The sequence below is a fragment of the Enterococcus sp. DIV1726a genome (assembly GCF_051710985.1).
Taxonomy (GTDB): domain Bacteria; phylum Bacillota; class Bacilli; order Lactobacillales; family Enterococcaceae; genus Enterococcus_B; species Enterococcus_B hirae.
Map to the genome: position 1 here is coordinate 1811385 of NZ_JBIOLS010000001.1, position 21217 is coordinate 1832601.

Genomic DNA, 21217 nt, shown 5'->3' on the forward strand with positions numbered 1-21217 from the left:
TCTTATGAGTAGTCTTATAGATAATAAATCGCAGTAAAACACAGGAGATCTTTGTGAGGTTGATCGTAGTTTACTACGAATTTTATTTTGTGCTACGTAGTTTAAACTGAATAATGCGAATACAACATGGAATATCTTATAGCACATTATAATTATAATATATGAAATCAAGTTTTTTTATTTGTTTTTGTTATATCTAATATAAAAAATACCGCCTAATAAGAAAAACATTATATTTAATCAAAAACGTCAGAATAGAAATACAATCTATTTTTTATAAAATATATTAATCTAAAGAAACTAGAAAGAGCTACTCTTTCAAGTAGCTCTGAATAGATGTCACCATAAATAGAAACGGGGTTAAGATTGTGTAATATGATGACGTTATCATTTTAACATAATTAAATTTATTGTTTTTTTATTTTTTTATACTTATAAATTAAAATAAAGAAATAAAGTGCATATCAAATATGTTTGAAAAATAATTTAAATTATAGATTAACTTCCCTATATAACATGTCAAAAAAACATAAGATATTAACCTATTGCAAAAAATAATAATATAAAATATCCTACAGGGATAATATTTAACAACAATCCACATACTGAGATAACTTTTTCAATAAGACTACTATTTTTACTTAATGACCAAATAGAAAGTATAAATCCTATTACTCCCATTAATAAAACAGGAATGAGACTAGAAAATAGCATACCAAACCAGTTTGTAAAAATTTCTATACTTACTAATATTCCTATTAATAAACTGAGAATATTGATAAATTTAAATCTTTTATCCATAAAAGTTCCTCCTTAATGGTAACTAAATTTTTATGTGCCCTGTAGAATTAAAACCTACAATCAGATAGTTATAAGCCATCTGATCTGACCAGCTGAGCTAAAGGTACAGATTGTTGCCACAAATAGAATAGTTTATTTACTTTGCTTAAAGGAAGAGTTTGTAGCAACAAGCATGTTATCGAAATTGAATTAGAGTATATTAAACTACAAAGCTGATCGGTATTTTTTGTATTTCGATAACATAAATATTTTATCGAATGATTTTTATAGTTGTCAATACAGTCATCTAAATACTTTATATCGATCATTTATTCGGAAGCAAGCTACGCTTGAAGATTTGGAAGAATTAGAACAATTGATTGTAGAACGTAAAAAAGACCTCGATCAACACTAGTCGGCTAAAGTCTTTTATATACCCTGTAGTCCTCAAATCCACCGTTTCCAATTTAAAAATTAGTTTAAATTTGTTAAATCCAAAAATATCATGTAGATATGTCGCATTATATTAATTTAATTTTTGCTAAGCTACTTAAAAGATTATTATAAGCATCTATCAATAAAGAAAAATCTCCAATGATCATTAACGTGATAAATATTATTATTATAGAAGAAATCCAAAGAAAGAGTATATTTTTTCGTTTTTTTACCATGATTGCTTTGCTTAACTCCATGTCATTGGCAAAAATGCGCTCAATGTCTTTTTCATTTAATATAGAACTATAATATTTTTTATTTTTTTCGTATTGTTCGTTTAATTGATCTATTTGATTCTTTATTTCAAAATTGCTTATTATTAAGTAAATAATAGATATTATTAGCATAGCAACTGTTATAATCGTTATCTCAGGAGTAAATATATTTTCTATTTTCCCAGTAGATAACGTATTAAATAATATAGTGGATATTATAAATGTAAAAAAACTGGTGAAGTTTTTTTTGAAATCATCAGAAAAAGCTGTTGCTTTATCTTGAATTTCTGTATCTAAATTTTGAATTAGTAAAACTACATTATTCAATATTTGGACATATCTATCTACATTTTCTTTTAGATATATTTCATAATTAGATTTAATTGATGGTAAGATATTTTGAATGTTATTAAAAACAGAATTTCCATCATAAAAAAGCGTTATAATATTTCTAGTAAGGCTGATTTTTTCATGTGAATCTTTATTATAAAAAACCCAGCAATATATTTCATAAAAACTATTTACAATATCTTTATCAGTTACTAGAGTAGAAAAGTTAATCTCTTCAACAACTGTTTTTTGACCATAAAATTTAATATTTAGAGTGTCATCTTCTAAGACAGAAATATTTGCCAATGAACTTAAAGATAATAGCAGGCATAATCTGTCAAAAACCTCAGTTAAACCTATATTTTCTTGGGACTCCTTAACAAAAAAGTCACTAGGGGAAAAAAAGGGTAACGGAGAAATATTGGTATACTCTGTCAAATTGGCAATATTTTTTTTCTCAATTGTTAAGTTTTCTTTTTTTAATTGTCCTAACTTAGAACTAAAAATAAAATGATCAGTTCTGAGTTGTACATCATCATTAAAAAGATCAAACAGGTATATAGCTTCAGTATCATAAAAATATCTTTTTAATTTTCCAAGAATCTCATTTACATTAAGTTTTCGGGAACGGTCATCATTATAAGTTAGAAAAAGTAAAAAAATGTTTAAATCATATATAGATATAGTTATAAATCCTTGAGATTTTTTTTCCTTTTTAGAAATATAAATCTCACATAAAAAGAAATCTTCTTCAATTAGTTCTGCTCTATCCAAAAACTCCTTAATATTGCCCTCTAAATTTTTACGAATTTCAGAAAATTCATTTTCAAATTCTATATATTCTTTTTCTTCGCCGGATTTATCTGAAAAAGTAATAGTAATAGTATCCCTGGCTTGATTAATCGATTGATATAAATTTTCTAAAGTATATATTATTTCTTCAAAGTTTTTGTTGTCAACAAGAAGAGGTTCAAACATCACTTCATTTAGATTTTCTTTTTTGACAGATAACTCTTCCTTAAATTTTTCCATACGAAGCAACCCTCCTATCATTTTATCACCTATTTACCAACGAAAACTTTCAAAGGTCTTCTCTTCGGTCGATTTTATTTTGATGAATTTTTCACCATCAACTTCTTCTGCAGAGATGTTGTTTTTTATTTGATCTGAAGAGCCATTCAATGTGATGTCTACAAATTGATTAACAGCTTTTGTTTCTTGCCATTTTTTTTATTTATTGCTTTGGATTTAATACTAAACTCAGTATCTTTAAAGTGACGATAATAGCTACGAGCGAAATTCCCCTTCACCTTATCAATATCTAATTCTTCGGATTCTGGAGTATAATCATTAAATAAGCTCTCAACTACATCTTGTAATCTAAAAGTTGGTTGAGTTTTATAAAAAGATAAAAGATTGTTTCTACATAGGATATAATCAGCTGGATATTTTTTTTCTAAAGACGATTTTAAACTATTAGATAATACAGTAAATGATGCTTTCGTATTTTCCTCGTCTGTAGTCATTGGTTCCAGTTCAAGGAATAGATTGTACCAATAATCTGATATTTTCTTATTATTGTCAGAAACTATGACTTCCTCAATTTCATTTTGTTCATTAAATTTAAACACACAAGTTTTCAATGATTTATTTTCAAAAATCAGTCCTTCTCTTGAAACTAAATCATCCTCATCTAAGAAACGATTTGAATCAATTTTAGCAATAACAAAATACGTAAATTCACTGTCACAAAATAAGGATTGAATTAGACTACCCTTTTTTATTTTTTTACCTAATTTACTAATTTTTTCTTGAGTTTTGGTTTCTATATCTAACAATCTTTTGGCTACTGTATCTCTTTCTTCATCAGGAAGTATTTTTTTTATGAAAGATGACCGAACAACTCTAACCACTTCTGTTCCATCTCTTCTGATAGAAAAATGCTTCTTATTAGGATTAAGTAATACTTCATCAGTTAAATCGGATATATATTTTTGTGCATCTTCAGCCTGAATTTTCTTGAAAGTTACACTAGCGCTTATTAAATCAATATGATGCATTGTAGTAAAAAAAGTTTCCATATGTATATACCTCATTTCATATCTGCTAAATTAATTAAACCAAAAGAAAGCCCTAAAGACAATAGCCTCTGGGCTTCTTAGCAGATATAATCTTTGAGGATTATAAAATCACTTTAACACACGGGGAACATAAGTTCAAGTTAAACGTTTATGATATTAAAACAACATTTTGTGATATTCATAACATTAAATTTGTAACAAAAATGTTATATATGATTCCAAGTACCGCCCCTCAACGAGGGGCTATTTTTATCGTTTAGGAATATTTAAATACCAACGTTTGTCATGGAAATCTTGCGCACCGCCTTTAGTGTTCCCTTCTGGATCATTCGTTGCTCGCATCATTACGTAAACTTTTTTATTAGGGAAGTTACGCATGTTAAAAGATACATGATAGCCAACATTTCCAGAAGTATTATAAGCTTGATTTACATCTGGTCTATAAACTCCATCAGCTCTTACTCGAGCTAATTCTTTCCCAGTATTGTAGTCCATAATGAAAATATACTCGTATTTATAGTTAGCAATGTGCCATCCAGCTACATGTAAGTTTGCGTTTTCGATTTCTCCAAACTGATCAATGTGGGCGTAATTTGTTCCATCTGTCAGTGTAGGATTTGCAGCACCTGCTCGAGTTGGATCAATGACTGGTTTATCATCTGAAGTTGTCGGATTTTCACCGGTAAATCCATGAGCTAAATCATATGCTAATTTTTCTTTACTTACGCCCATTTCAGAAAGATAACCGTAAGGATCTGTATGATCGCCCCAAATATTTTGTGTTACCCATAAATGTGATTTGATTCCTGATTGGTTATAAGGTGTGTCCAATGTTAATGGAATACCATATTTCATTGCTGAATCTCTAGCCAATTCAACGTATGCTTTATAGTTTTTTTCAAAAGTTGCTTTATCATGTGTGTGCTGTAACTCAATCTGCACAGGACTGTTAGCATTAGCATACGAACCAGCACCGTACTGTACATAACCAGGTTGACCGACTTGATAAACAATTCCGCCGTCTCCCACAATGTAAGCAGTGTAAGCACTAATCCATGAACGTTGCATATACTGCGCTTCATTGCGTCCTGTTGCTGTTTCATTAGCCGTTTCATGCAGTAAAATATACTGATTATTTGCTACTTGTGAGCTGCCTTCATTTGCGCCCAAATTGAATTTATTGTTGATCGTATAGGCGAACCCATTAATTGGCAATAAAAAAAAAGCCGTTAATAGGCTCATCGCAGTAATAGTAATTTTCTTTTTCATTTGTTTCCTCCTATTTTTTCAAATTATATGCAGACACACCAGTGATAACACCTAAAAATGTTGCTATAGCATTGATAGTTAATACTGTCATATCAGTTTCATTCCATCCATATGCTTTGCCTAATGTGGCTACTAATACAGATAAAGCGGGCAATACCGTAAGTACTGTCCATTTAATAATTTGATAATATTTATCGGGTAAAATCATTACTTCTCGCCTCCTTTCATTTCCTGAATATCGTGTTCTGCTTCATTCATCCGTCCTTCTAATAGAAAAGTACGTTCAACAATATGGTTATGCTTCTCAACTTTTTTCTCCAATTGCTCAATTCGATAAATGGTCAGTTTATTTGAAAAAACAATGCCTGCAAACGTACCAACTAACGTTCCTGCAATACTTAAAGCAGAAATAATCGCATCAATACTCATAGTTCACCAACTTTCCAACAAAAAAGCATACTCCAGGGAGCATGCCTTAACTTTCTTTATTAATAATTTTATCTGCTTCTTCCTCTGTAATGCACAACGGAACAAATTGTCGAACTTAATCTGCAGTAAAGCAATTCCAGTCATACATCATTTTGATATCTTCATAGGAATACATATTATTCTCCCCCTTCATTTTTCGATGATTGAAGTTGATCTTTCAATAAATCGATTTCTTTACTGTTTTGAATAGTTGTAAGCATCGTTTTTGAATTGATTTGCGTTAATGAATCAGCTCTTTTAGTTAGTTCTTCATTCGCCTGTTTCAATATTTTATTATCATCTTGTAATCCTTCAGATAATTTCTCTAACAGAACTAATTTTTTAGAAAAATCTTGTGTGACAACTTCTTCCCATTTCCGTTCACTCGGATTCCAAAATTGACGATCTAATGGAACATCTGGCACTGGTGGTACAGAAGTATACGGAACTCCTTCTGGGAAATCATCTGGCATGTTTTCCCAGACCTTACAACCGACTGGATACATATATTCATACATTGTTTTCATTAGTTATTCCTCCTATTAATTTGGCCACGCATCATTTGTAAAATAGACGATGGTTCCAGAACAAGTTTGATTTTCTGGTAAATTTGTAGTAGAAACCATTACAGTAATTCCCGAAGCATTCGCATAAACAGATAATGCAGGATTTCGATTGGTTTTATTCGCCAAAGTTCCACCCCAACCTGTTAACGAAATCGGAGTATATCCTTTTGGAAAAGCCATTAAATTTTTCCATCCAGCAAAATTTGATGATTTATTTGTAATCTCAAAATTGGCTACTACAAGACGTCCCCATCGTTCAAATCTGACTAAACTTTCATTGGTAAAATCTGTTGTATTCGTTGTTTTTACTGTTTTTGAAACAAAACGATCTAAAATTACTGGTACATCATTTACTGTTGGTGTTTGTAAAAAGTTTTTAAAACCATCAACAGACTGATTACCAGATGTTTGTACTAATGCTTCAGCTCCATCAATTGCTCTAAAATGAGTTTTTAAATATTTAGGCACACCATTTTCTTTTAATTGCACAATATCAGACATTAAACTTCGCCTACTTTCTCAAATGTAATATTTGCTATTCCATCTAATTTTGCTTTATCTTCTTTGGACATTAACCCATTAGCGTTCGTCGTAGCTACAGATGTCGTTGTTGCATTAACTCCAGGATCTCCCTTATCTCCTTTTGGTAATACAAAATTGAATCTAGCCACAGATGAGGTTCCTACATTTGTAACAGAAGCAGTAGATCCACTAGTAACTGTACCTACAGCAATAGTTGCGGACTGTCCGGGATCCCCTTTATCGCCTTTAATTGTTGTGGGTTTGCCTTCTACAGCATTCCAATGAGTTTGAGGGTAAACCTGAACATTATTCTGTTTTACTTTTACAATATCTGTCATTAGTTTATACCTCCCCTATTTTTTCAAAAGTAAAGTTTAAGCTTTTTTCATTTAATTCTTGGAGCTGTTTATTTATATATTCAATAGTCATGTTCCAAATATATTTATTTGGATCTTGAAAGTCTTCCAGTCCTATCCCTACATATTTATATTCTGTCGTTAAGCCAGCTCCCTCATCTTTTGTTAGATAATAAGGTGATTCAAATAAATTAGGCTGATATGGCGTAGCTATTGAAGCTTCTTCTAACTTGATATATTCTATGTTGATTGATCCATCTACTATTTGGGAATTACTATCTAAACGTAGATAAGTACGCTCTACTTGTTTCATTTCTACCACGCTACCAGTAACAGAAATAATTTTTGTTTCTCCCGCTAACATAGCAGATAAGTTCGTTCCCAGTAGAATATTGCCCCCGGGAAATTTTCTATAAGTTAGTCGAATTTTTGATAAGTCTCCTACAAAATCCTCATTCACTGTTATCTTAGCAGAAAGCGTATAGGTTGTTTTGGGTTTAATTTGCACAACATTACCTGTTTCAGCACCAAAACCAGAATTTCTGAATGTCAATTTTACACCTCTATTTTCGTTGGCAATTGTTACATTATCTTTTGTTGTAAAATAATCACTAGTTATAGTACTTAATAGATTTGGGTTTCCACTATAATCATAGTCTCCAAAGTCGATGCTGTTTGAATAAACTTTCTTAATTTGAGAACAAGAAGTTATTTCATTATCGTTTGTTGTACTAATAGTGCCATCTTCTGTAATCGAAATATTGGCTCCTGCTTTCAAAATTTTCAAAGACTCTAGCTTCTGTTTCAACTCTTTAGTAAAATTAAAATCTGTTTGCTTAGTTGCAGACAGAATACCTTCTTCAGTGACTTCTAAAAGTTCACCAACTTTTATACCTCCTAATTTTTCAGCAGTAGCAATTGGTAAAAGATATCTTCCACTTTCACCATTTACAATCTTTTGAAACATTTCGGCAGTTAAAATACCATCAGTATCTTCGCTTGCGTAAGGTAGTTTGGTAATCGCATTTTCTAATCCTAAATCAGCCTTCGTTAGAATGACTGCTCCAGATTTACCGTTAACCGAAAGAACTTTTGACTGTCCCGAGGTAATGTTTTCTAATCCTAAGACTGCAGAAACATGAGTAATTGGCATAAATTGACGTTGAACTCCTGTGTCGTCTGTTTCCATCATACGTTTAACCTTCACCAATTGATTCACCTTCTTCCTGAACAACAACTGATTTTCTTGTTAATTCTATAGTCATATTGTCATACAGTACGACTTGTACTTGATCACCTAATTGAATTGTTTTTCCAGTGTAGTATTTAAATGTGCCATTTTTTAATTCATTGGAAGGGACGATATCTTTTTTCTTACCATTTATTTCAATACCAATTTTTGTTGCATCAAATACTTTACATGTACCAGTAATCCAATCTGTTTTTCCAGCAATATATGGATTAATAGTCAAAATCTTATCTATTACTACTTCCTCCAGAGTAAATACACGCTGTTCTTTATCATCAATTGTGGCTACAATTAACGCTCCTTCGGATATATTATTTTCAATACTTTCTACTTTTTCTATCTCATGATTCCTAGAAAATAAATCATCTTGTAGAATATCCACTACTTCAATTTCAGCATACTCGATAGTAAATAAGCTTGTTCGTAGTTTTTGATACAAATAATTCATATCGGCAAGCAAACGTTCTGAAATTGAATTGTGTCGTTTTCCTTGAATATCTACTCTCGCATCCATTAATTCCGCAAGCATTGTTCCACCAGGATCAATCGTCTTTAAAATATCCTTGATTGATTCAAACCATGCCAAATAGTCTGATTCTTGTCCTTCTCTCCAATCTTGGAAACTGTGTTCCTGTTCTTGTCCCCAACGTTCAAATTCTTCTTTCCTTTCATTCATCCAGTCCGTAAAATCGCCTTTATTTTCATTAATAAAGTCCGTCATATCCGCAATTAAATCTTCGATTGATTGCCAATAAGAACCCATTTCTCCTTCTGTTTTTGAAACAGCATTAATGACAAAATAAGAGAAGTCTTGAGTTGTTCCAATCAAGTCTTCTCCTTTAAATATAATGAAATTGGCTGTTTGTCGATGTAAACACTGCATGGAATATTTATCAAAAATATAGTTAATTTTCCCTTTTTTAGCATCCACAATTTTTGTTTCTAATTGGACTGGATATTTCCCACCTACAACTGATTCAAAATATACCTTACATTCTGATAAATCGTAGGGAAGACCATTTTCAACTATAGTCGCTTCCATAACCTCTGTATTCTTATTGCCTTGTCGAACTTGAATCATCCCCACATAATTATATGGTTCTGTTGTACTTAAAACGACATTCCATTTACTCATAGAATCACCACCTTAAAATTGGATATAATTTCTTGGATTCTCAAAATCAACAACTGGCTGTGGCCAATAATTTTTCATAATTTGAAAATGTAGATGTTCTCCTGTAGATGGACCAGTTGTTCCCATCAAGCCAATTTGAGCGCCTTTCTGGACTTTTTGTCCAACAGAAACATCAATACGAGACAAATGAGCATAACCTGTCCACTTCCCATTATTATGTTTAATAACCACGTAATTACCATACCAGTCATAATAATTAGCACCAGCCTGAACAACTTCCCCATCTAATGCTGCAAAAATAGGTGTATTAGGATTTCCATTTACAAGATCAATTCCATTATGAAATTCTTGACCGCCATTTATTGGACTTGTTCTCCATCCACATTCTGAAGTAACTGTCACTGGTTTTTGAATTGGACAAATGAAATTCCCTCCAGGTTCTGGACTAGTTAATCCATGTAATTTGTTATACCAAGATTGGGCATAATTTTGGCGTTCTGGATGTGCAGAAGCTGGGCGTTCGAAGTTCATTTCAAAAGCATACGCTGCACTTTTGGCATCATTGATCGATTTAAATCCTGATACTGTGGTTGGATTTACTTTTCCGAGCCATTGACCGTTGAACATACACCAATCTAATAATTTTACTTGGGCTTCAATACTTCGATAATCTTCTTGAATCCCTGCGGTGTTCATCAAACGCTGAACATACTCTCGTCCGTTCCAAGTTGGTGATCCGACTAACGGATAAGCAGAACCATCCCATTGAACAATCCCATAAGCTGGACCACCAAGTTGTTCTGTATCAGGGTTCATACTTGCTCCAACCTCCCCCTGAATATTTCCTAGAATACCTGCAGCTGCATATTCAGAATAACCACGAGCTTTCAACATTGTCCAAATTTTCCATGCTCTTTTTTCAGCTTCCGTCGTCAATTGAGGAGGGATAGTTCCAGGATCACTTCCTCCACTTCCACCTCCATTCTTATCAATTTTTACACCATTCACATAAAGCTCGCTTACATCTAACCGACCACTTATAGAGGTTCTGCCAAGCAAATCTATACGATCATTAATTAAAAACATGTTTTTTTTACCGATAATTATCCCTTTTCCTTTAGCCGAACTAATAGCAACTGCTTCACCATCAGAATTTAAATTAATTTGTAGTGCTTTACCATCAAAATCTGCATACACAGGATTTCCTTGAGAATCCATACCAACAACTAAGTCAGGAAACTGATTACCTTCAGTTCCCATTGTTCCGATAGACCTGTTACCATACCAGAACTCCATACCTTTTTTTGTTAACTGCATTATTTTTTGATTTTTATTTCTAATTTCCAACAATCCATTAACAAGGCGTAGAACGTCACCAGTTTTATTAAAAGAATTTTGGAATACATCGGCTTTAATAATTCCTGTTTGAATAAAATTAGCATTAAACTTACCATCTAAAGTCCATGCGGTATCAAATGGTCCTTGCCACCCTTTTGATGAAAAGCCTATTCCGCTTTTGTTTATTCGTAAAACAAGTTTTGCTTCTTCTAATTTAGGATGATCACAAAAGAATAAATCAGTCGGTCGATTCTTAGGCCACCATATAACATGACCCCCATCATTACCAGAAATAATATTGGTGACTACATCAATAAAATCACTTGCATATTTTTTACCTGTATACCCTTTTAACGTATTTGATATTTCTTGTTTCTGTTTCTCAAAGAAGGTATATTGTGTATCGCCGGCTTCTAAAGATTCAACTCGCTCGTTTAAAGAATCATAAATTACTTTAGTTATTTGAGCAGTAATATTAATCTTAAAACGTTCATGAAAAATATCAAATGTATCAAATAATCCAACTTCACGAAATTTTTTAAATCGTTTTGCTAAAGCTGTATCTTCCATTTTTCGAATGTTCAATTCAATAGATATATTTGGTTGATCACAATTAGGATTAATGGAACTAAAATATTTCTTTGATACTTCATTTAAACTTTTTTGATCTGTAACACCTTGATCTTCTGTAAATTGAACATATTCTGAATAAATCTCGCCATCATACTTATTGATATTAAGTGAATCTACTGGATTTCCAAATATACGTTCTGTTTCCCCTTCATTATTTTGAACATCTGCATAAGGAAAAATTCGAGTTAGTAACCCATCAAAATTAGTTTCAACTTTCAAACCAGTTAAATTTTTTCTGTATCTAAAAGTTGTCACATGATCTCTACCTCTTCGGTTTAATAAAGATAATTTGAATGGCTCATGTTTCATCTCGCCACCAAATATTTGGTTTAAAGAACCCTCTATTCCCTTAATACATTTTAAAGGATTGGATACTTCGATACTTATTGATCCTACACGAGTAATATCACTAAACAAACGAATATCACTAGATTGATCCATTGATTTTTCTAAACACTTCATTGCTTCTTGACAAGTAGCTCGCTCAAATTCTAATTTCTTCACCGCACGATTTCCAAGTTTCATAGTTCTAGATTTTCCGTAAACATATAATAATCCTGTAGCCATATCTTTATAATGATTGTAAATATAAAAAATATGAAAAGCATCCGTTGCGTTAGGTTTACATTTGATCTGATAATTATGATCTTCTAATTGACTTGAAAATTTAGCATTGATTGGAAAACTTAATTCGACAGTATAACTGCCATTTGCTTCCTCTGTCACTAGACATTTTTTACAATCAGATAATATGCCAATACCTCCAGCGGTAAAATCTGTGTCTGTAGGACTATATAATACTGGTTTCATATCTTAGTTTGCCACCTCGGTTCAATAACAATCTTTTTTACATTGCTATTCCAAATAATCCGATTCTCACCAGAATCTAAATAAGGATAAACTTGGTTACTTAACAACTTCTTATGTTCATTTACTAAAACACCATCTACCTCACGATAAGTTTCCATCACATCTGGATCAGAATCGATTGTAATATCTGAAGTTACATTGGAACATTTTGTCTCTCTTCCATTAATAGAAATTGTCACATTGCCTGATCCATATATTTTAATTTTGGGATAAGATGGATATCGTTCTGGATTATAAATTGAACCCTGTTTTTCTAAGATAACAGGGTTCATTCCTAGAACATTTTTTTTGAAAGGAGCAATACTTAAATCAAACGAAAAAGGAACTCCTCTTAATGTATGAAAAGTTCCTTCGAAATTTGGTTCATTTATTACAATCGCTTGATAAATATATATCGGATCCCAATAAGGTACAAAATCTACATATTCTCCTTTTGTATCCAGTGCTTCTGTAATCAAATCTTCATAATATTGAATGTGTTCCAGTGTAGGTGATAAATAAAAACAATTTAAAGTTTGTTCAACATTTGTATAGTAACCACCATCGTTAACTGCTAACTTATTTAATCCAGAAACTTCTTCTAAATTAAATACCCTTTTAGCTTTTTTCTTTTCTGGTCTCTCACAAATAAATGCATTAAATTCTTTACTCCAATGATTTCCGAGTTTAAACCAACCATCAATCATGATTATCACCCACTAAATTCATTTTTATTTTTTAAATCAACAAACTTATACATCAAATATTCAGCAATTTGATCTAATATTTCTTTTGGTAAATTACCATAAGCTGTTAGATGTAAATGGATTTCATCTTTTGCTTGTTGTTTAGACAAACCTACATCTACAGCTTTTTGAATATAAGCCATTAGCTTATCTAGAGGCGCAATAGCTTCTTTACCAGCTTCACCGCCACCTAACAATTTATTTCCAGAAGCGCCAAAAATTGTCGGTTTAGTTAAAATCCCACCATCAGCAAACCATTTTACGTCAATCCCTGATGGATAAGAAAATTTTTTACCAAATATTTTATTAGAACTCCATTTCAAACTAAAATGGGGCATTGGTGGAAGTTCAATTTTAGGAATTTTTAATTTTAAAAATTTAAACAATTTTTTTATTGCGTTTAATTTATCATCAAAAGATCCGAACATAAAACTAGTAAGTGTTTTTACAGAGTTAGATAGTATCTTAAATGTTGCATCTGCAGGACCAGAAAATTGTGCCCAAAATTTTGACCACCATCCTTTTAGTTTGTTCCATTTATCAGAAAACCAATCAGTAATGGAACCCCAATTTTTTATTACTGTTATAGCTCCTGCTACAGCAGCTACAAAAATTCCTAATGCTACAACAACTGGACCGCCAACTATCCCTGCTAAAGCTCCCATAGCAACTACAACCCCAGTAATAACGCCTATTAGTGTACCTATTCCTAAAAAAGCTACAATAAAGGTTTTTACTGGACCTGGCAAATTTTGAAATATCTTTAAAATTTTTGTTAATGAATCTAACAGAGGTACTAAAGCTATTGCTAGTTCTTCACCTAATGGAGCTAAAGCTAACTTCAGCTCATTCCATGCTCCTTGCATTTTTTGACTAGTTGTAGTGGTATCATTATTTAATTTATCTGCTGCTCCTTGAACATCCTCATAGCCACCTTTAACACTCATTAGAGAAGTTAATACTTTTAAACTGTTATCTTCTCCTAAAGCGCTCCAAACAGTAGATGCTAGAGATAACGCTTCGGTTTTATTTTCCATCTCTCCTAAATCAGTAAGGAGCGACTGGATAACTTCTGCTTGAGAAGCTCCACCACTCTTATATGATTCAAATAACTCTTTAGATTTTTGAGAAAATGAATCAATATTTTCTTCTATACGTCCATCAGTTAAAGAAATTCCTATTTCTTTAACAACATCATTCACTTTGTCTAAATTATATGCTCCATTACGAGTACCATTCTCTAAAATTTGGAAAGTTTCTGAGGCGCTAAAGCCCATTTGAGACCATAACTGTGAGTATTCAGCCATATTATCTCCAACTTCATCTGCCCATGTACTGCCATTCCTTTGGAGAGCAACTGTGATCATATCCAATGCTTGTTTACCAGTAATTCCGTAATTTTGTTGCATAGCTGCAACTCCACGAATAGTTTCTTTTAAATCAACTCCAAAAGTATTTTCTAAAACTTTCGCATCTTGAACCAATTGACTCAAATCTTGGTTACTCATATCGCCAAGGTTTTTAGATACTAAAGCTACCGCATCTGCAGCATCATTCATGTCGTCGAAAAGTCCACTACTAAAAATATCTTTTAAAGCTTGTTCGTATTTTTTTGAGGATTCTGTTCCTGCGACTCCCATAGAAGCGTTTAATTTCTTTTGAGCATCTTCTACTTCTGTAAAAGCTTCAATAGTTTTTCCAGCCATATCTTTGGCTTTATCAGACATTTCACTTAGAGACTCACCAGCATCCAACAGATTGCCTTTGTCGATTTTATCGTCAATTTCTTCTAAAGTGTCACCTATTTTATCTAAAGCATTATCTGCTTTATTAGCATCACTTTTTAAACTATTTAAATCAGAAGAAACCTTTTGAACAGAATTTCCATCATCAATTGAATCGAGTGCTTGTTTCATTTTGTTGATGTCTGCTGTTTGTCCCAATGCAGCTCTACCAATTTTATTTAATGCATCTTCAAGTTGAGAGGAATTGGCTTTTCCTTCTTTGATTGCTGCCGTTAGACGTGTTCCTAAAACGTCTGAAAAATCATTGATATCTGTTCCTGTAGCTTCAAAAAAAGTGGATAATCGCTGTGTATTTTGAGCAAGTTTTTCTTGTTCTACTCTCATACTCGATAATTGCCCTTTAAAACCATTTAGAGCACCTTCAGTGGCTTCAATTTCTCGCTTAAACTTCCGATATTGTTCCTCACCAATTTCTCCTGATTTAAATTGCCTTTCTACATCCGCTTGAGCGCCTTTCAGTGCTTCCAATTTATTGGTAGTTAATTCAACTTGTCGAGAAAGCAATTCTTGCTTCTGTGAGAGTAATTCAACGTTATTAGGATTTAGTTTTAACAAACGTTCTACATCTTTCAATTCTTTCGATACATTTGTCGATTGATTAACAATATCTTTCAATCCAGATGTTACGCCTTTAGTATCTGCATCAAGTGCAATTGTAATTCCTGAAATTTTCTTTTTAGCCATCCATCCCCCTCCTTTCTAAAATGCATCAAAGTCTGCTTGAGTCGCTTTTCTAGTTTTAGATTTTGTAGATGTTTTTTCTTGATGATTATCTATCCATTCTTGAACGAAATCTAAGCAGTCACCTATTTCCATTAACTGCATTTCTTCATTTGATAAACCTACTTGTTTGCAAATAAAAAGAAATGACTCCGTAGTAAGTGTTTCGTCACTAGAAGCCATTTCATCGTTTACTTTTTTTTAGTTTGTATACTATGGGAAATCAACTCTTGTAATTCTCCAGCAAAGTCTGCTAATGGTAAAGAATCCAAACTTTCTAACCAAGTGATTGGATCAGGAATAGTTGAATCTGCCGCTTTAGCATAAGTCCATACAAAATTATATAAAAGGGTTAATTCTACCCTTTTCAAATCATCATATGAAATATCATTTAAGTTAAAACTACCATCTTCATTTTGATTGTCTAAAGCTTTCGCTAAAGTTAAGAGGTCTGCAAAAAAATCACTTCCAAATTGCATCTTATACCGCAAAGGTGTTGCAGCATTAGAAGCTAATCGAATTTCAGTAGCACCAATCTTAATTGTTTTTTCCATAATTAAGCAACTGCTCCTTTTTCATAAACTTTTGTAAACCATTTGTCATAAACACCAGACGGAGTATCTGGTCTTGTTTTAGTTTTTACAGCTTTATCAAAAGGCCGTGGTCCGGCACTAAATGTTAATTCTGACGTATTTGGATCTCCTGAATCCTTAGTTGTCGATCCTACCGTTGGACGGTTTGCTGTACAATAATACAACACATGTCGAGTTGCTGTTTTATCTCCTTCAAATTGGAACATTAGAGCAAAAGGAGAAGTTTCAGCATTCGCATACTCTGTTTGAACTTTATCAGTATCATCTACTTTTTCTCCCAAAATATCTACAGCAAAATCTTCGGGAATTCGAGCGCAGGTATAGGTTCCGTCGTATCCTTGATTGTTTGGAGAAGTATAATAATCAACATTATCTGCTTTAAACTTAATCAGATCTCCAGAAGGTTCAATAGATAATTCAATTGCACCAGGAAAACGAACCGGCGTTCCATAAGTAATTTCTCCCGTTTCTAGATTTAAAGTCGCTTTAGCATAATAAACATTTTCCAATCCAAACTCTACACGATTCTTTTCAGCACTTACTGCTCTTTCTTTTTGTGCCATTTCTTTCACCTCTATTTTAAATATTGATTTCGTATGCTTTTAAATACATTTGTTCGGATGACAAATAAGTTTCATAAGTATCAAAAGGAATTTTGTTTGTACTAAGTAATTCCTCTAATTTATTTTCTTCACGAATATTCTTGGTATTTGTATATAATTCAACAATAACTTCCGTCTTTTTGAGAAATACCTCATTATCAGCATAAAAATTATCACTTGAATTTTCATAGTAAAGTAAATAGGGTAATTCTGGTACTTGCCCTGGTTTCCATTCACGATAAGAAATAGGTAAATTCATTTGATTCAGCAATTGTTTCAATTCAGTTAACAACATACTCATTTCAACCTCCTAATCAACTCTTTTTCTAACGAAGAAATGGCCTTTTCTTCTGCGATAGCTATATGAGGTTGCCCTTTTACTTTCCCTATGGTTCGTCCGCCTCGTTTTAGAGCGTGACCATTTTCTAACAAGTGTGTTAGCCGATAAGTAGGATCTTTTTGAAAAACAATTTGTCCAGTAGGACCTTTCTTTCTTTTGGTCCAATTACGTGCATATTTTCCAGAACGTTTTGGACTATTGCTCTTTAATTCCTGAACAGTTGATTTCGCCACAAGCTCTGTTGCTTCCCCTGCTTCTAATTCAACTTCTTTACTATATGATTTAACTACATTAGAAATTTCTTTTGATAATTCGCTAATGTGGATTGAATTACTCATTTCTATCACCTAAATTCAAACGGCAAATAACTTCTAACTCTTCATAATTTCTTTGATATGTTCGAATAATTTTGTATTTATTTCCTTCGAATTTAAGGTAGTTTTCTCTAGAATACTCATAAGGATGAATAATAAACAAATGAATGTTCTCTATACCATTTTGTCCAGCCTGATAAAATTCGCCTCTACTTACATTATCCTCGTAAGCCATTACTGGATTTTCTTTGTATTTAGCTATCTGATTTCCTATTTCATCACTAGTAAATCCATCATTTTCAAGAAGAAAAATATCTAAATCCCATGTCTTATCCATATTTATCCCTTCTTCATCGAAAGTACTAAATTATGCAATCTAAATTGTAAATTTCTTGGCATAACACCTTCACCTCTCGATCGATATCGCCAAGCTGAATAATCAACAATAAACATGATATGAAGATCATCATTATTATCAATTATAATTCCTTGTTCGCATTCTAATTCACTAATCACACTGTCAATAATTGATAACAAATACTCATTTCGCTTATCTGTCATGATACCTAAATTTACTTTTAATAACTCTAAAATTTGAGTATTCATAGTCGTCTCCTAATAATGTTAATAACTCTTTTTTGCTCGCATTTGATTTATAACTAATATTTTTTTCGTCAAGAATATTTTTTAAATCAGGAATCGTGAAAGACTCGTAACTATTTTTTGCCAGTCTTGACTCTGGCATCGTTACTCCCCCACTGTATCTAATGTTACTTCTACAAACGCTTCAGGCACTACTGGTTTTCCATCATAACGCCCTAAACCACGAACAGCTGTTTGATCTTCCCTGAATTTATAATGACCTGACATATCTACACGAACCGATTCACGTTCTACCAAAGTATATTTATCAAACACTCCAAATAAGATTTTATCTTGAGGTAAGTAATTATTGAAAACTACTTTTAATCCTAAGAAGTTAGGTTGTGCTAAATTAGGTAATTGAACAACATCGACTCCATTAGAATTTACATGAAGCGTTAGCATAGCAATTCGATTATAGTAAGTTTGACGATGCATAACAGCTACAATCTCACCAGTAGCATCTTCCCCAGTATCAATCAATCCTAACACTGGAATTAGTTCTTCATAAGTTGGTTTTTTTGTTACTTTATTTTTGCTAGGAATTTTAGGAAGAATACCATCAGGTTGTTTATCATCTTTTCCTGTACCAGTAACAATGGCTTTATCCAACCCTTTTGCAATAGATCGTGCAATTCGTTTCGTTAAATAATCATCTAAATTAATAACAGAGTCTTCTAATAAAGAATTATCAATATAGACAATTCGACCAATCTTGAAACCGTCAAACTCAACTGCTGTTAGTTTAGAATCATCTTCTTCTGGTAATGCTCCTCGCATTTCTAACCAAGTTGCTTCACTAGTATCTACATCTAAAATTAATTTCACACGACCTTTAGCAATCACTTTGTCAACTAATGGATATAGCGTAGTAAAATCACCAATACGCTCACGAATACGGTTGACAATGACGTCTGGAATGATTAATTCTGCGCCACTTGGTCCATCTGGCAAAACTTGACCATTTGCACGCATTTGAAGTCTTTCGCGTAGTTCATTATAAAATTCTTTCACATCTGAACGTTCATGATAATCTGTATTAGTTTTTGCTCTGGTATTTTGTTTTACTGCCATATCTCTTTCCTCTCCTTTATTTGAAGGTTTCTTTTCATTCAACTGTGTTAATTCTTCTTCCAAAGAATTGATTTCTTCTTCTAGTTCTTGGATTTGTTGATCATGAGGTTCTTTTTCTTCATTAAATTTATTGACCTCATCTTCCACTACTTGTTGTTCTTCGTCTGTTTTAGCTTCTTCAATGGCGGTTTCTAACTCTTTTTCTCGCTTTTGAAATTCAGCATCTTTTTCTCTTAATGAATTAAGCATTTCTTTTTTATTAGTAATTTTTCTTTGTAACATAATTTGTTTTAATGCCATGACTATTTCCCCCTATTTTTTAATTGATCCAATAAATTTTTACGCCACTGCTGCGTCTGTTTTTCACGATATTGCTCTAGTTGATTGTGCCTAGCTTGTACTCCTGTGTCTTCATAAGCAGGAAATGTTACTACAGAAACTTCATGAAGATCAATTTCTTTTAACAACCACTTCACCGTGCCATCTTCTCTCCAATCAGTTTCTTCATTCAAAATGTTAAAACCAAATGAACATTGATCCACGTCACCACGTTTTACACGTTCATATAAATTTAAAGCATCTGAATCATTTTCGTTTATGGTGATCTGTCCCCATAAACCTCTAGAATCAACACTTAATTTCAATGTCCCTGACTTGTTCCTACCTAAAACTAGAGTAGTTTCATGGTTTGTTAACGCTCGTATATCATTGCTCAAAGAGCTGTTGAAAGCTTCTGGTGAAATTTCTTCAAAAGCGCCTGGCCAAAGCTCTGTTTCTTGATTAAAAACAGCAAAATAACCTTCAATAATTTTTTCTCCTGTTGTTTCTTCTCTGGTAGAAAAATTAGTGGCCATGGAACGTGTTTGATTTTCTTTTACACTCACTCAGAATCACCACCCTTTAATTTATTTTGTTCTCCAATCATTCCTTGAGGAATAAAGTTTTCTAAGATAATCAGATCATCTAATCCTTTTTTAGGAGAATCACCTATCATATTCAAAACATCATTTCCTGTATAGATTCCTCGAATATATAAATTCATCCCAATTTCTGCTAATTCTTTAATATCGTAAGCCATTAAACTCTTAGAATTACATTTGAAATACCAATTTGGATTTTCAAGAAGCCCTTTAGTCAGTGTTTGTTGAAAAACATCTGCAATAGCTTTAATTCTTGTACGAACGAAATTGTTATACTCATCTTTATCAAAAGTACCTACTCCTAAAATAAACGCAGGTACATCTAGCAATGCTGCGACTGTTTTCTTATCGATTTCTACAGATTCATTGATTGCAATATCTTTTAACGATAATGGTTTTACTTGTTGTACATCCAATAGCTCTGCAGGAATAATCCATGGCTCTCCTGGTCGAGATTCACCTAAATATTTGTCCTTGATTTGCTGTCTCCCAGCTTCACTTGCAATACTTTCATTCATTGCATCAACCTTTACAATGACATTGGGCATATATTGACCACTCATGAATGATTTTTTAGTCGTATTTGCTTGACGTAAATTATGAGTAACATCTCGTAGTTGAATCCTATAACCCGTTCCTCTCCATGGTTGTTCTGGATCAGGATTGATTGCAAAATGTAAAACTTCATCTGGATTATAAGTTGATGCTCCATATTTAATTTGATATCCTTCATCCAGTTCTATAAAGCTTACTTTGGAAGGCTTTAGTGGTTTCAATTCATGAATAAATCCATCTCTCATTTCTGGAAATACAATCGCATTTCCATCTCCTGGAAGTAACATCGAATACACAATGTTATAGACCCAATTCTTTCTAGTCATATAAGAATAAGGTTCAATATCGATTTTTCTAGATAATTCATTTTTAATACGAATATCTCCACTATCTGAATTTTCCATTAAGTGAATCGTCATTCCTGATACTAAATCAGCAATTTTTTGACAAGCTGTTTTTACTTCTGGATTATCAGACAGTCGAGTATAACCTGGAACTAATACTTCTCTTGCAATATCTGACATAAAAAAACCAACCGTAGGATCACTTGATCCTGATGGTTGGGGTTCTGACCGTATTTTATTGGCTTTTCTTCTTTTTTTAGACAAAGGAAATCACTC

At 32.5% G+C, this 21217-nt stretch carries 24 protein-coding genes, 1 tRNA gene and 3 pseudogenes; all 28 read right to left on the reverse strand.

Translation table 11 applies throughout. From position 1 onward, the window contains the following. Positions 1-537: 537 nt before the first annotated feature. Positions 538-801, reverse strand: a complete 264-nt coding sequence (locus IGJ27_RS08050; RefSeq protein WP_100970472.1) for a hypothetical protein — start codon at positions 799-801, stop codon at positions 538-540. 33 nt (positions 802-834) lie between these two features. After that, positions 835-908: transfer RNA gene (locus IGJ27_RS08055), tRNA-Ile, on the reverse strand. Positions 909-1301: 393 nt separating this feature from the next. After that, a complete protein-coding gene (locus IGJ27_RS08060) occupies positions 1302-2852 on the reverse strand; it encodes a hypothetical protein (protein ID WP_178305847.1) in 1551 nt (516 codons plus the stop codon). Between the two features lie 158 nt (positions 2853-3010). After that, entirely contained in the window at positions 3011-3901 is an 891-nt protein-coding gene (locus IGJ27_RS08065; RefSeq protein WP_438791700.1) for a hypothetical protein, read from the reverse strand. Between the two features lie 249 nt (positions 3902-4150). Continuing rightward, positions 4151-5170, reverse strand: coding sequence for a peptidoglycan recognition protein family protein (locus tag IGJ27_RS08070; RefSeq protein WP_178305846.1), 1020 nt, complete (start codon positions 5168-5170; stop codon positions 4151-4153). Between the two features lie 10 nt (positions 5171-5180). Continuing rightward, the gene (locus tag IGJ27_RS08075) at positions 5181-5378 is read right to left on the reverse strand and encodes a phage holin (RefSeq protein ID WP_086317049.1); all 198 of its coding nucleotides are present in this window, start codon (positions 5376-5378) and stop codon (positions 5181-5183) included. Continuing rightward, a complete protein-coding gene (locus IGJ27_RS08080; protein WP_010718827.1) occupies positions 5378-5599 on the reverse strand; it encodes a hypothetical protein in 222 nt (73 codons plus the stop codon). The genes IGJ27_RS08075 and IGJ27_RS08080 overlap by 1 nt, the downstream gene beginning before the upstream one ends. A gap of 46 nt (positions 5600-5645) precedes the next feature. Then, positions 5646-5774 (reverse strand): annotated as a pseudogene (locus IGJ27_RS08085) (XkdX family protein). A gap of 1 nt (position 5775) precedes the next feature. Further along, positions 5776-6165: a hypothetical protein gene (locus IGJ27_RS08090; protein WP_178305845.1), complete on the reverse strand. Its 390-nt coding sequence runs from the start codon at positions 6163-6165 to the stop codon at positions 5776-5778. Between the two features lie 15 nt (positions 6166-6180). Further along, a complete protein-coding gene (locus IGJ27_RS08095; protein ID WP_164907415.1) occupies positions 6181-6705 on the reverse strand; it encodes a hypothetical protein in 525 nt (174 codons plus the stop codon). Continuing rightward, positions 6705-7064, reverse strand: coding sequence for a hypothetical protein (locus IGJ27_RS08100; protein WP_178305844.1), 360 nt, complete (start codon positions 7062-7064; stop codon positions 6705-6707). The genes IGJ27_RS08095 and IGJ27_RS08100 overlap by 1 nt, the downstream gene beginning before the upstream one ends. Before the next feature lie 742 nt (positions 7065-7806). Further along, a pseudogene (locus tag IGJ27_RS08105) lies at positions 7807-8292 on the reverse strand (hypothetical protein); the annotation flags it as partial. After that, positions 8279-8554, reverse strand: coding sequence for an immunoglobulin-like domain-containing protein (locus IGJ27_RS08110; protein WP_306453878.1), 276 nt, complete (start codon positions 8552-8554; stop codon positions 8279-8281). The gene IGJ27_RS08110 and the pseudogene IGJ27_RS08105, both read right to left, overlap by 14 nt. A gap of 15 nt (positions 8555-8569) precedes the next feature. Further along, positions 8570-9466 (reverse strand): annotated as a pseudogene (locus IGJ27_RS08115) (phage baseplate upper protein); the annotation flags it as partial. A gap of 12 nt (positions 9467-9478) precedes the next feature. Beyond that, the gene (locus tag IGJ27_RS08120; protein WP_178305843.1) at positions 9479-12247 is read right to left on the reverse strand and encodes a phage tail spike protein; all 2769 of its coding nucleotides are present in this window, start codon (positions 12245-12247) and stop codon (positions 9479-9481) included. After that, positions 12244-12993, reverse strand: a complete 750-nt coding sequence (locus IGJ27_RS08125; RefSeq protein ID WP_228011826.1) for a phage tail protein — start codon at positions 12991-12993, stop codon at positions 12244-12246. The genes IGJ27_RS08120 and IGJ27_RS08125 overlap by 4 nt, the downstream gene beginning before the upstream one ends. 5 nt (positions 12994-12998) lie before the next feature. Next, positions 12999-15521 (reverse strand): phage tail tape measure protein, encoded by a 2523-nt coding sequence (locus IGJ27_RS08130; RefSeq protein ID WP_178305842.1) that lies wholly within the window; start codon positions 15519-15521, stop codon positions 12999-13001. 15 nt (positions 15522-15536) lie between these two features. Further along, a complete protein-coding gene (locus IGJ27_RS08135; RefSeq protein ID WP_081186458.1) occupies positions 15537-15740 on the reverse strand; it encodes a hypothetical protein in 204 nt (67 codons plus the stop codon). 8 nt (positions 15741-15748) lie between these two features. Further along, entirely contained in the window at positions 15749-16111 is a 363-nt protein-coding gene (locus tag IGJ27_RS08140) for a hypothetical protein (protein WP_010720111.1), read from the reverse strand. 2 nt (positions 16112-16113) lie between these two features. After that, positions 16114-16713 (reverse strand): major tail protein, encoded by a 600-nt coding sequence (locus tag IGJ27_RS08145; RefSeq protein WP_178305841.1) that lies wholly within the window; start codon positions 16711-16713, stop codon positions 16114-16116. 16 nt (positions 16714-16729) lie between these two features. Next, the gene (locus tag IGJ27_RS08150; RefSeq protein ID WP_178285963.1) at positions 16730-17053 is read right to left on the reverse strand and encodes a hypothetical protein; all 324 of its coding nucleotides are present in this window, start codon (positions 17051-17053) and stop codon (positions 16730-16732) included. Next, positions 17050-17430: an HK97 gp10 family phage protein gene (locus IGJ27_RS08155; RefSeq protein ID WP_178285961.1), complete on the reverse strand. Its 381-nt coding sequence runs from the start codon at positions 17428-17430 to the stop codon at positions 17050-17052. The genes IGJ27_RS08150 and IGJ27_RS08155 overlap by 4 nt, the downstream gene beginning before the upstream one ends. Then, positions 17423-17743, reverse strand: coding sequence for a phage head closure protein (locus IGJ27_RS08160; protein ID WP_178285959.1), 321 nt, complete (start codon positions 17741-17743; stop codon positions 17423-17425). Before IGJ27_RS08160 ends, IGJ27_RS08155 begins: the two co-directional genes overlap by 8 nt. A gap of 2 nt (positions 17744-17745) precedes the next feature. Further along, a complete protein-coding gene (locus IGJ27_RS08165; protein ID WP_178285957.1) occupies positions 17746-18012 on the reverse strand; it encodes a hypothetical protein in 267 nt (88 codons plus the stop codon). Beyond that, complete coding sequence (locus tag IGJ27_RS08170) at positions 17957-18151, reverse strand: HeH/LEM domain-containing protein (protein WP_178305840.1); 195 nt, start codon at positions 18149-18151, stop codon at positions 17957-17959. The genes IGJ27_RS08165 and IGJ27_RS08170 overlap by 56 nt, the downstream gene beginning before the upstream one ends. A 2-nt stretch (positions 18152-18153) precedes the next feature. After that, complete coding sequence (locus tag IGJ27_RS08175; RefSeq protein WP_178285953.1) at positions 18154-19422, reverse strand: phage major capsid protein; 1269 nt, start codon at positions 19420-19422, stop codon at positions 18154-18156. 2 nt (positions 19423-19424) lie between these two features. Beyond that, positions 19425-20006, reverse strand: a complete 582-nt coding sequence (locus tag IGJ27_RS08180) for an HK97 family phage prohead protease (protein WP_178285951.1) — start codon at positions 20004-20006, stop codon at positions 19425-19427. Continuing rightward, positions 20003-21205, reverse strand: coding sequence for a phage portal protein (locus tag IGJ27_RS08185; RefSeq protein WP_178285949.1), 1203 nt, complete (start codon positions 21203-21205; stop codon positions 20003-20005). Before IGJ27_RS08185 ends, IGJ27_RS08180 begins: the two co-directional genes overlap by 4 nt. Positions 21206-21217 lie beyond the last annotated feature (12 nt).

Bases quoted from the DNA above. Each gene is read 5' to 3' on its own strand.
- IGJ27_RS08070 (WP_178305846.1), bottom strand. From the start codon at position 5,170: ATGAAAAAGAAAATTACTATTACTGCGATGAGCCTATTAACGGCTTTT.
- IGJ27_RS08160 (WP_178285959.1), bottom strand. From the start codon at position 17,743: ATGGATAAGACATGGGATTTAGATATTTTTCTTCTTGAAAATGATGGA.
- IGJ27_RS08140 (WP_010720111.1), bottom strand. From the start codon at position 16,111: ATGGAAAAAACAATTAAGATTGGTGCTACTGAAATTCGATTAGCTTCT.
- IGJ27_RS08125 (WP_228011826.1), bottom strand. From the start codon at position 12,993: ATGATTGATGGTTGGTTTAAACTCGGAAATCATTGGAGTAAAGAATTT.
- IGJ27_RS08065 (WP_438791700.1), bottom strand. From the start codon at position 3,901: ATGGAAACTTTTTTTACTACAATGCATCATATTGATTTAATAAGCGCT.
- IGJ27_RS08090 (WP_178305845.1), bottom strand. From the start codon at position 6,165: ATGAAAACAATGTATGAATATATGTATCCAGTCGGTTGTAAGGTCTGG.
- IGJ27_RS08135 (WP_081186458.1), bottom strand. From the start codon at position 15,740: ATGGCTTCTAGTGACGAAACACTTACTACGGAGTCATTTCTTTTTATT.
- IGJ27_RS08155 (WP_178285961.1), bottom strand. From the start codon at position 17,430: ATGAGTAATTCAATCCACATTAGCGAATTATCAAAAGAAATTTCTAAT.
- IGJ27_RS08150 (WP_178285963.1), bottom strand. From the start codon at position 17,053: ATGAGTATGTTGTTAACTGAATTGAAACAATTGCTGAATCAAATGAAT.
- IGJ27_RS08170 (WP_178305840.1), bottom strand. From the start codon at position 18,151: ATGCCAGAGTCAAGACTGGCAAAAAATAGTTACGAGTCTTTCACGATT.
- IGJ27_RS08165 (WP_178285957.1), bottom strand. From the start codon at position 18,012: ATGAATACTCAAATTTTAGAGTTATTAAAAGTAAATTTAGGTATCATG.
- IGJ27_RS08145 (WP_178305841.1), bottom strand. From the start codon at position 16,713: ATGGCACAAAAAGAAAGAGCAGTAAGTGCTGAAAAGAATCGTGTAGAG.
- IGJ27_RS08080 (WP_010718827.1), bottom strand. From the start codon at position 5,599: ATGAGTATTGATGCGATTATTTCTGCTTTAAGTATTGCAGGAACGTTA.
- IGJ27_RS08060 (WP_178305847.1), bottom strand. From the start codon at position 2,852: ATGGAAAAATTTAAGGAAGAGTTATCTGTCAAAAAAGAAAATCTAAAT.
- IGJ27_RS08100 (WP_178305844.1), bottom strand. From the start codon at position 7,064: ATGACAGATATTGTAAAAGTAAAACAGAATAATGTTCAGGTTTACCCT.
- IGJ27_RS08095 (WP_164907415.1), bottom strand. From the start codon at position 6,705: ATGTCTGATATTGTGCAATTAAAAGAAAATGGTGTGCCTAAATATTTA.
- IGJ27_RS08130 (WP_178305842.1), bottom strand. From the start codon at position 15,521: ATGGCTAAAAAGAAAATTTCAGGAATTACAATTGCACTTGATGCAGAT.
- IGJ27_RS08075 (WP_086317049.1), bottom strand. From the start codon at position 5,378: ATGATTTTACCCGATAAATATTATCAAATTATTAAATGGACAGTACTT.
- IGJ27_RS08120 (WP_178305843.1), bottom strand. From the start codon at position 12,247: ATGAAACCAGTATTATATAGTCCTACAGACACAGATTTTACCGCTGGA.
- IGJ27_RS08050 (WP_100970472.1), bottom strand. From the start codon at position 801: ATGGATAAAAGATTTAAATTTATCAATATTCTCAGTTTATTAATAGGA.
- IGJ27_RS08175 (WP_178285953.1), bottom strand. From the start codon at position 19,422: ATGGCATTAAAACAAATTATGTTACAAAGAAAAATTACTAATAAAAAA.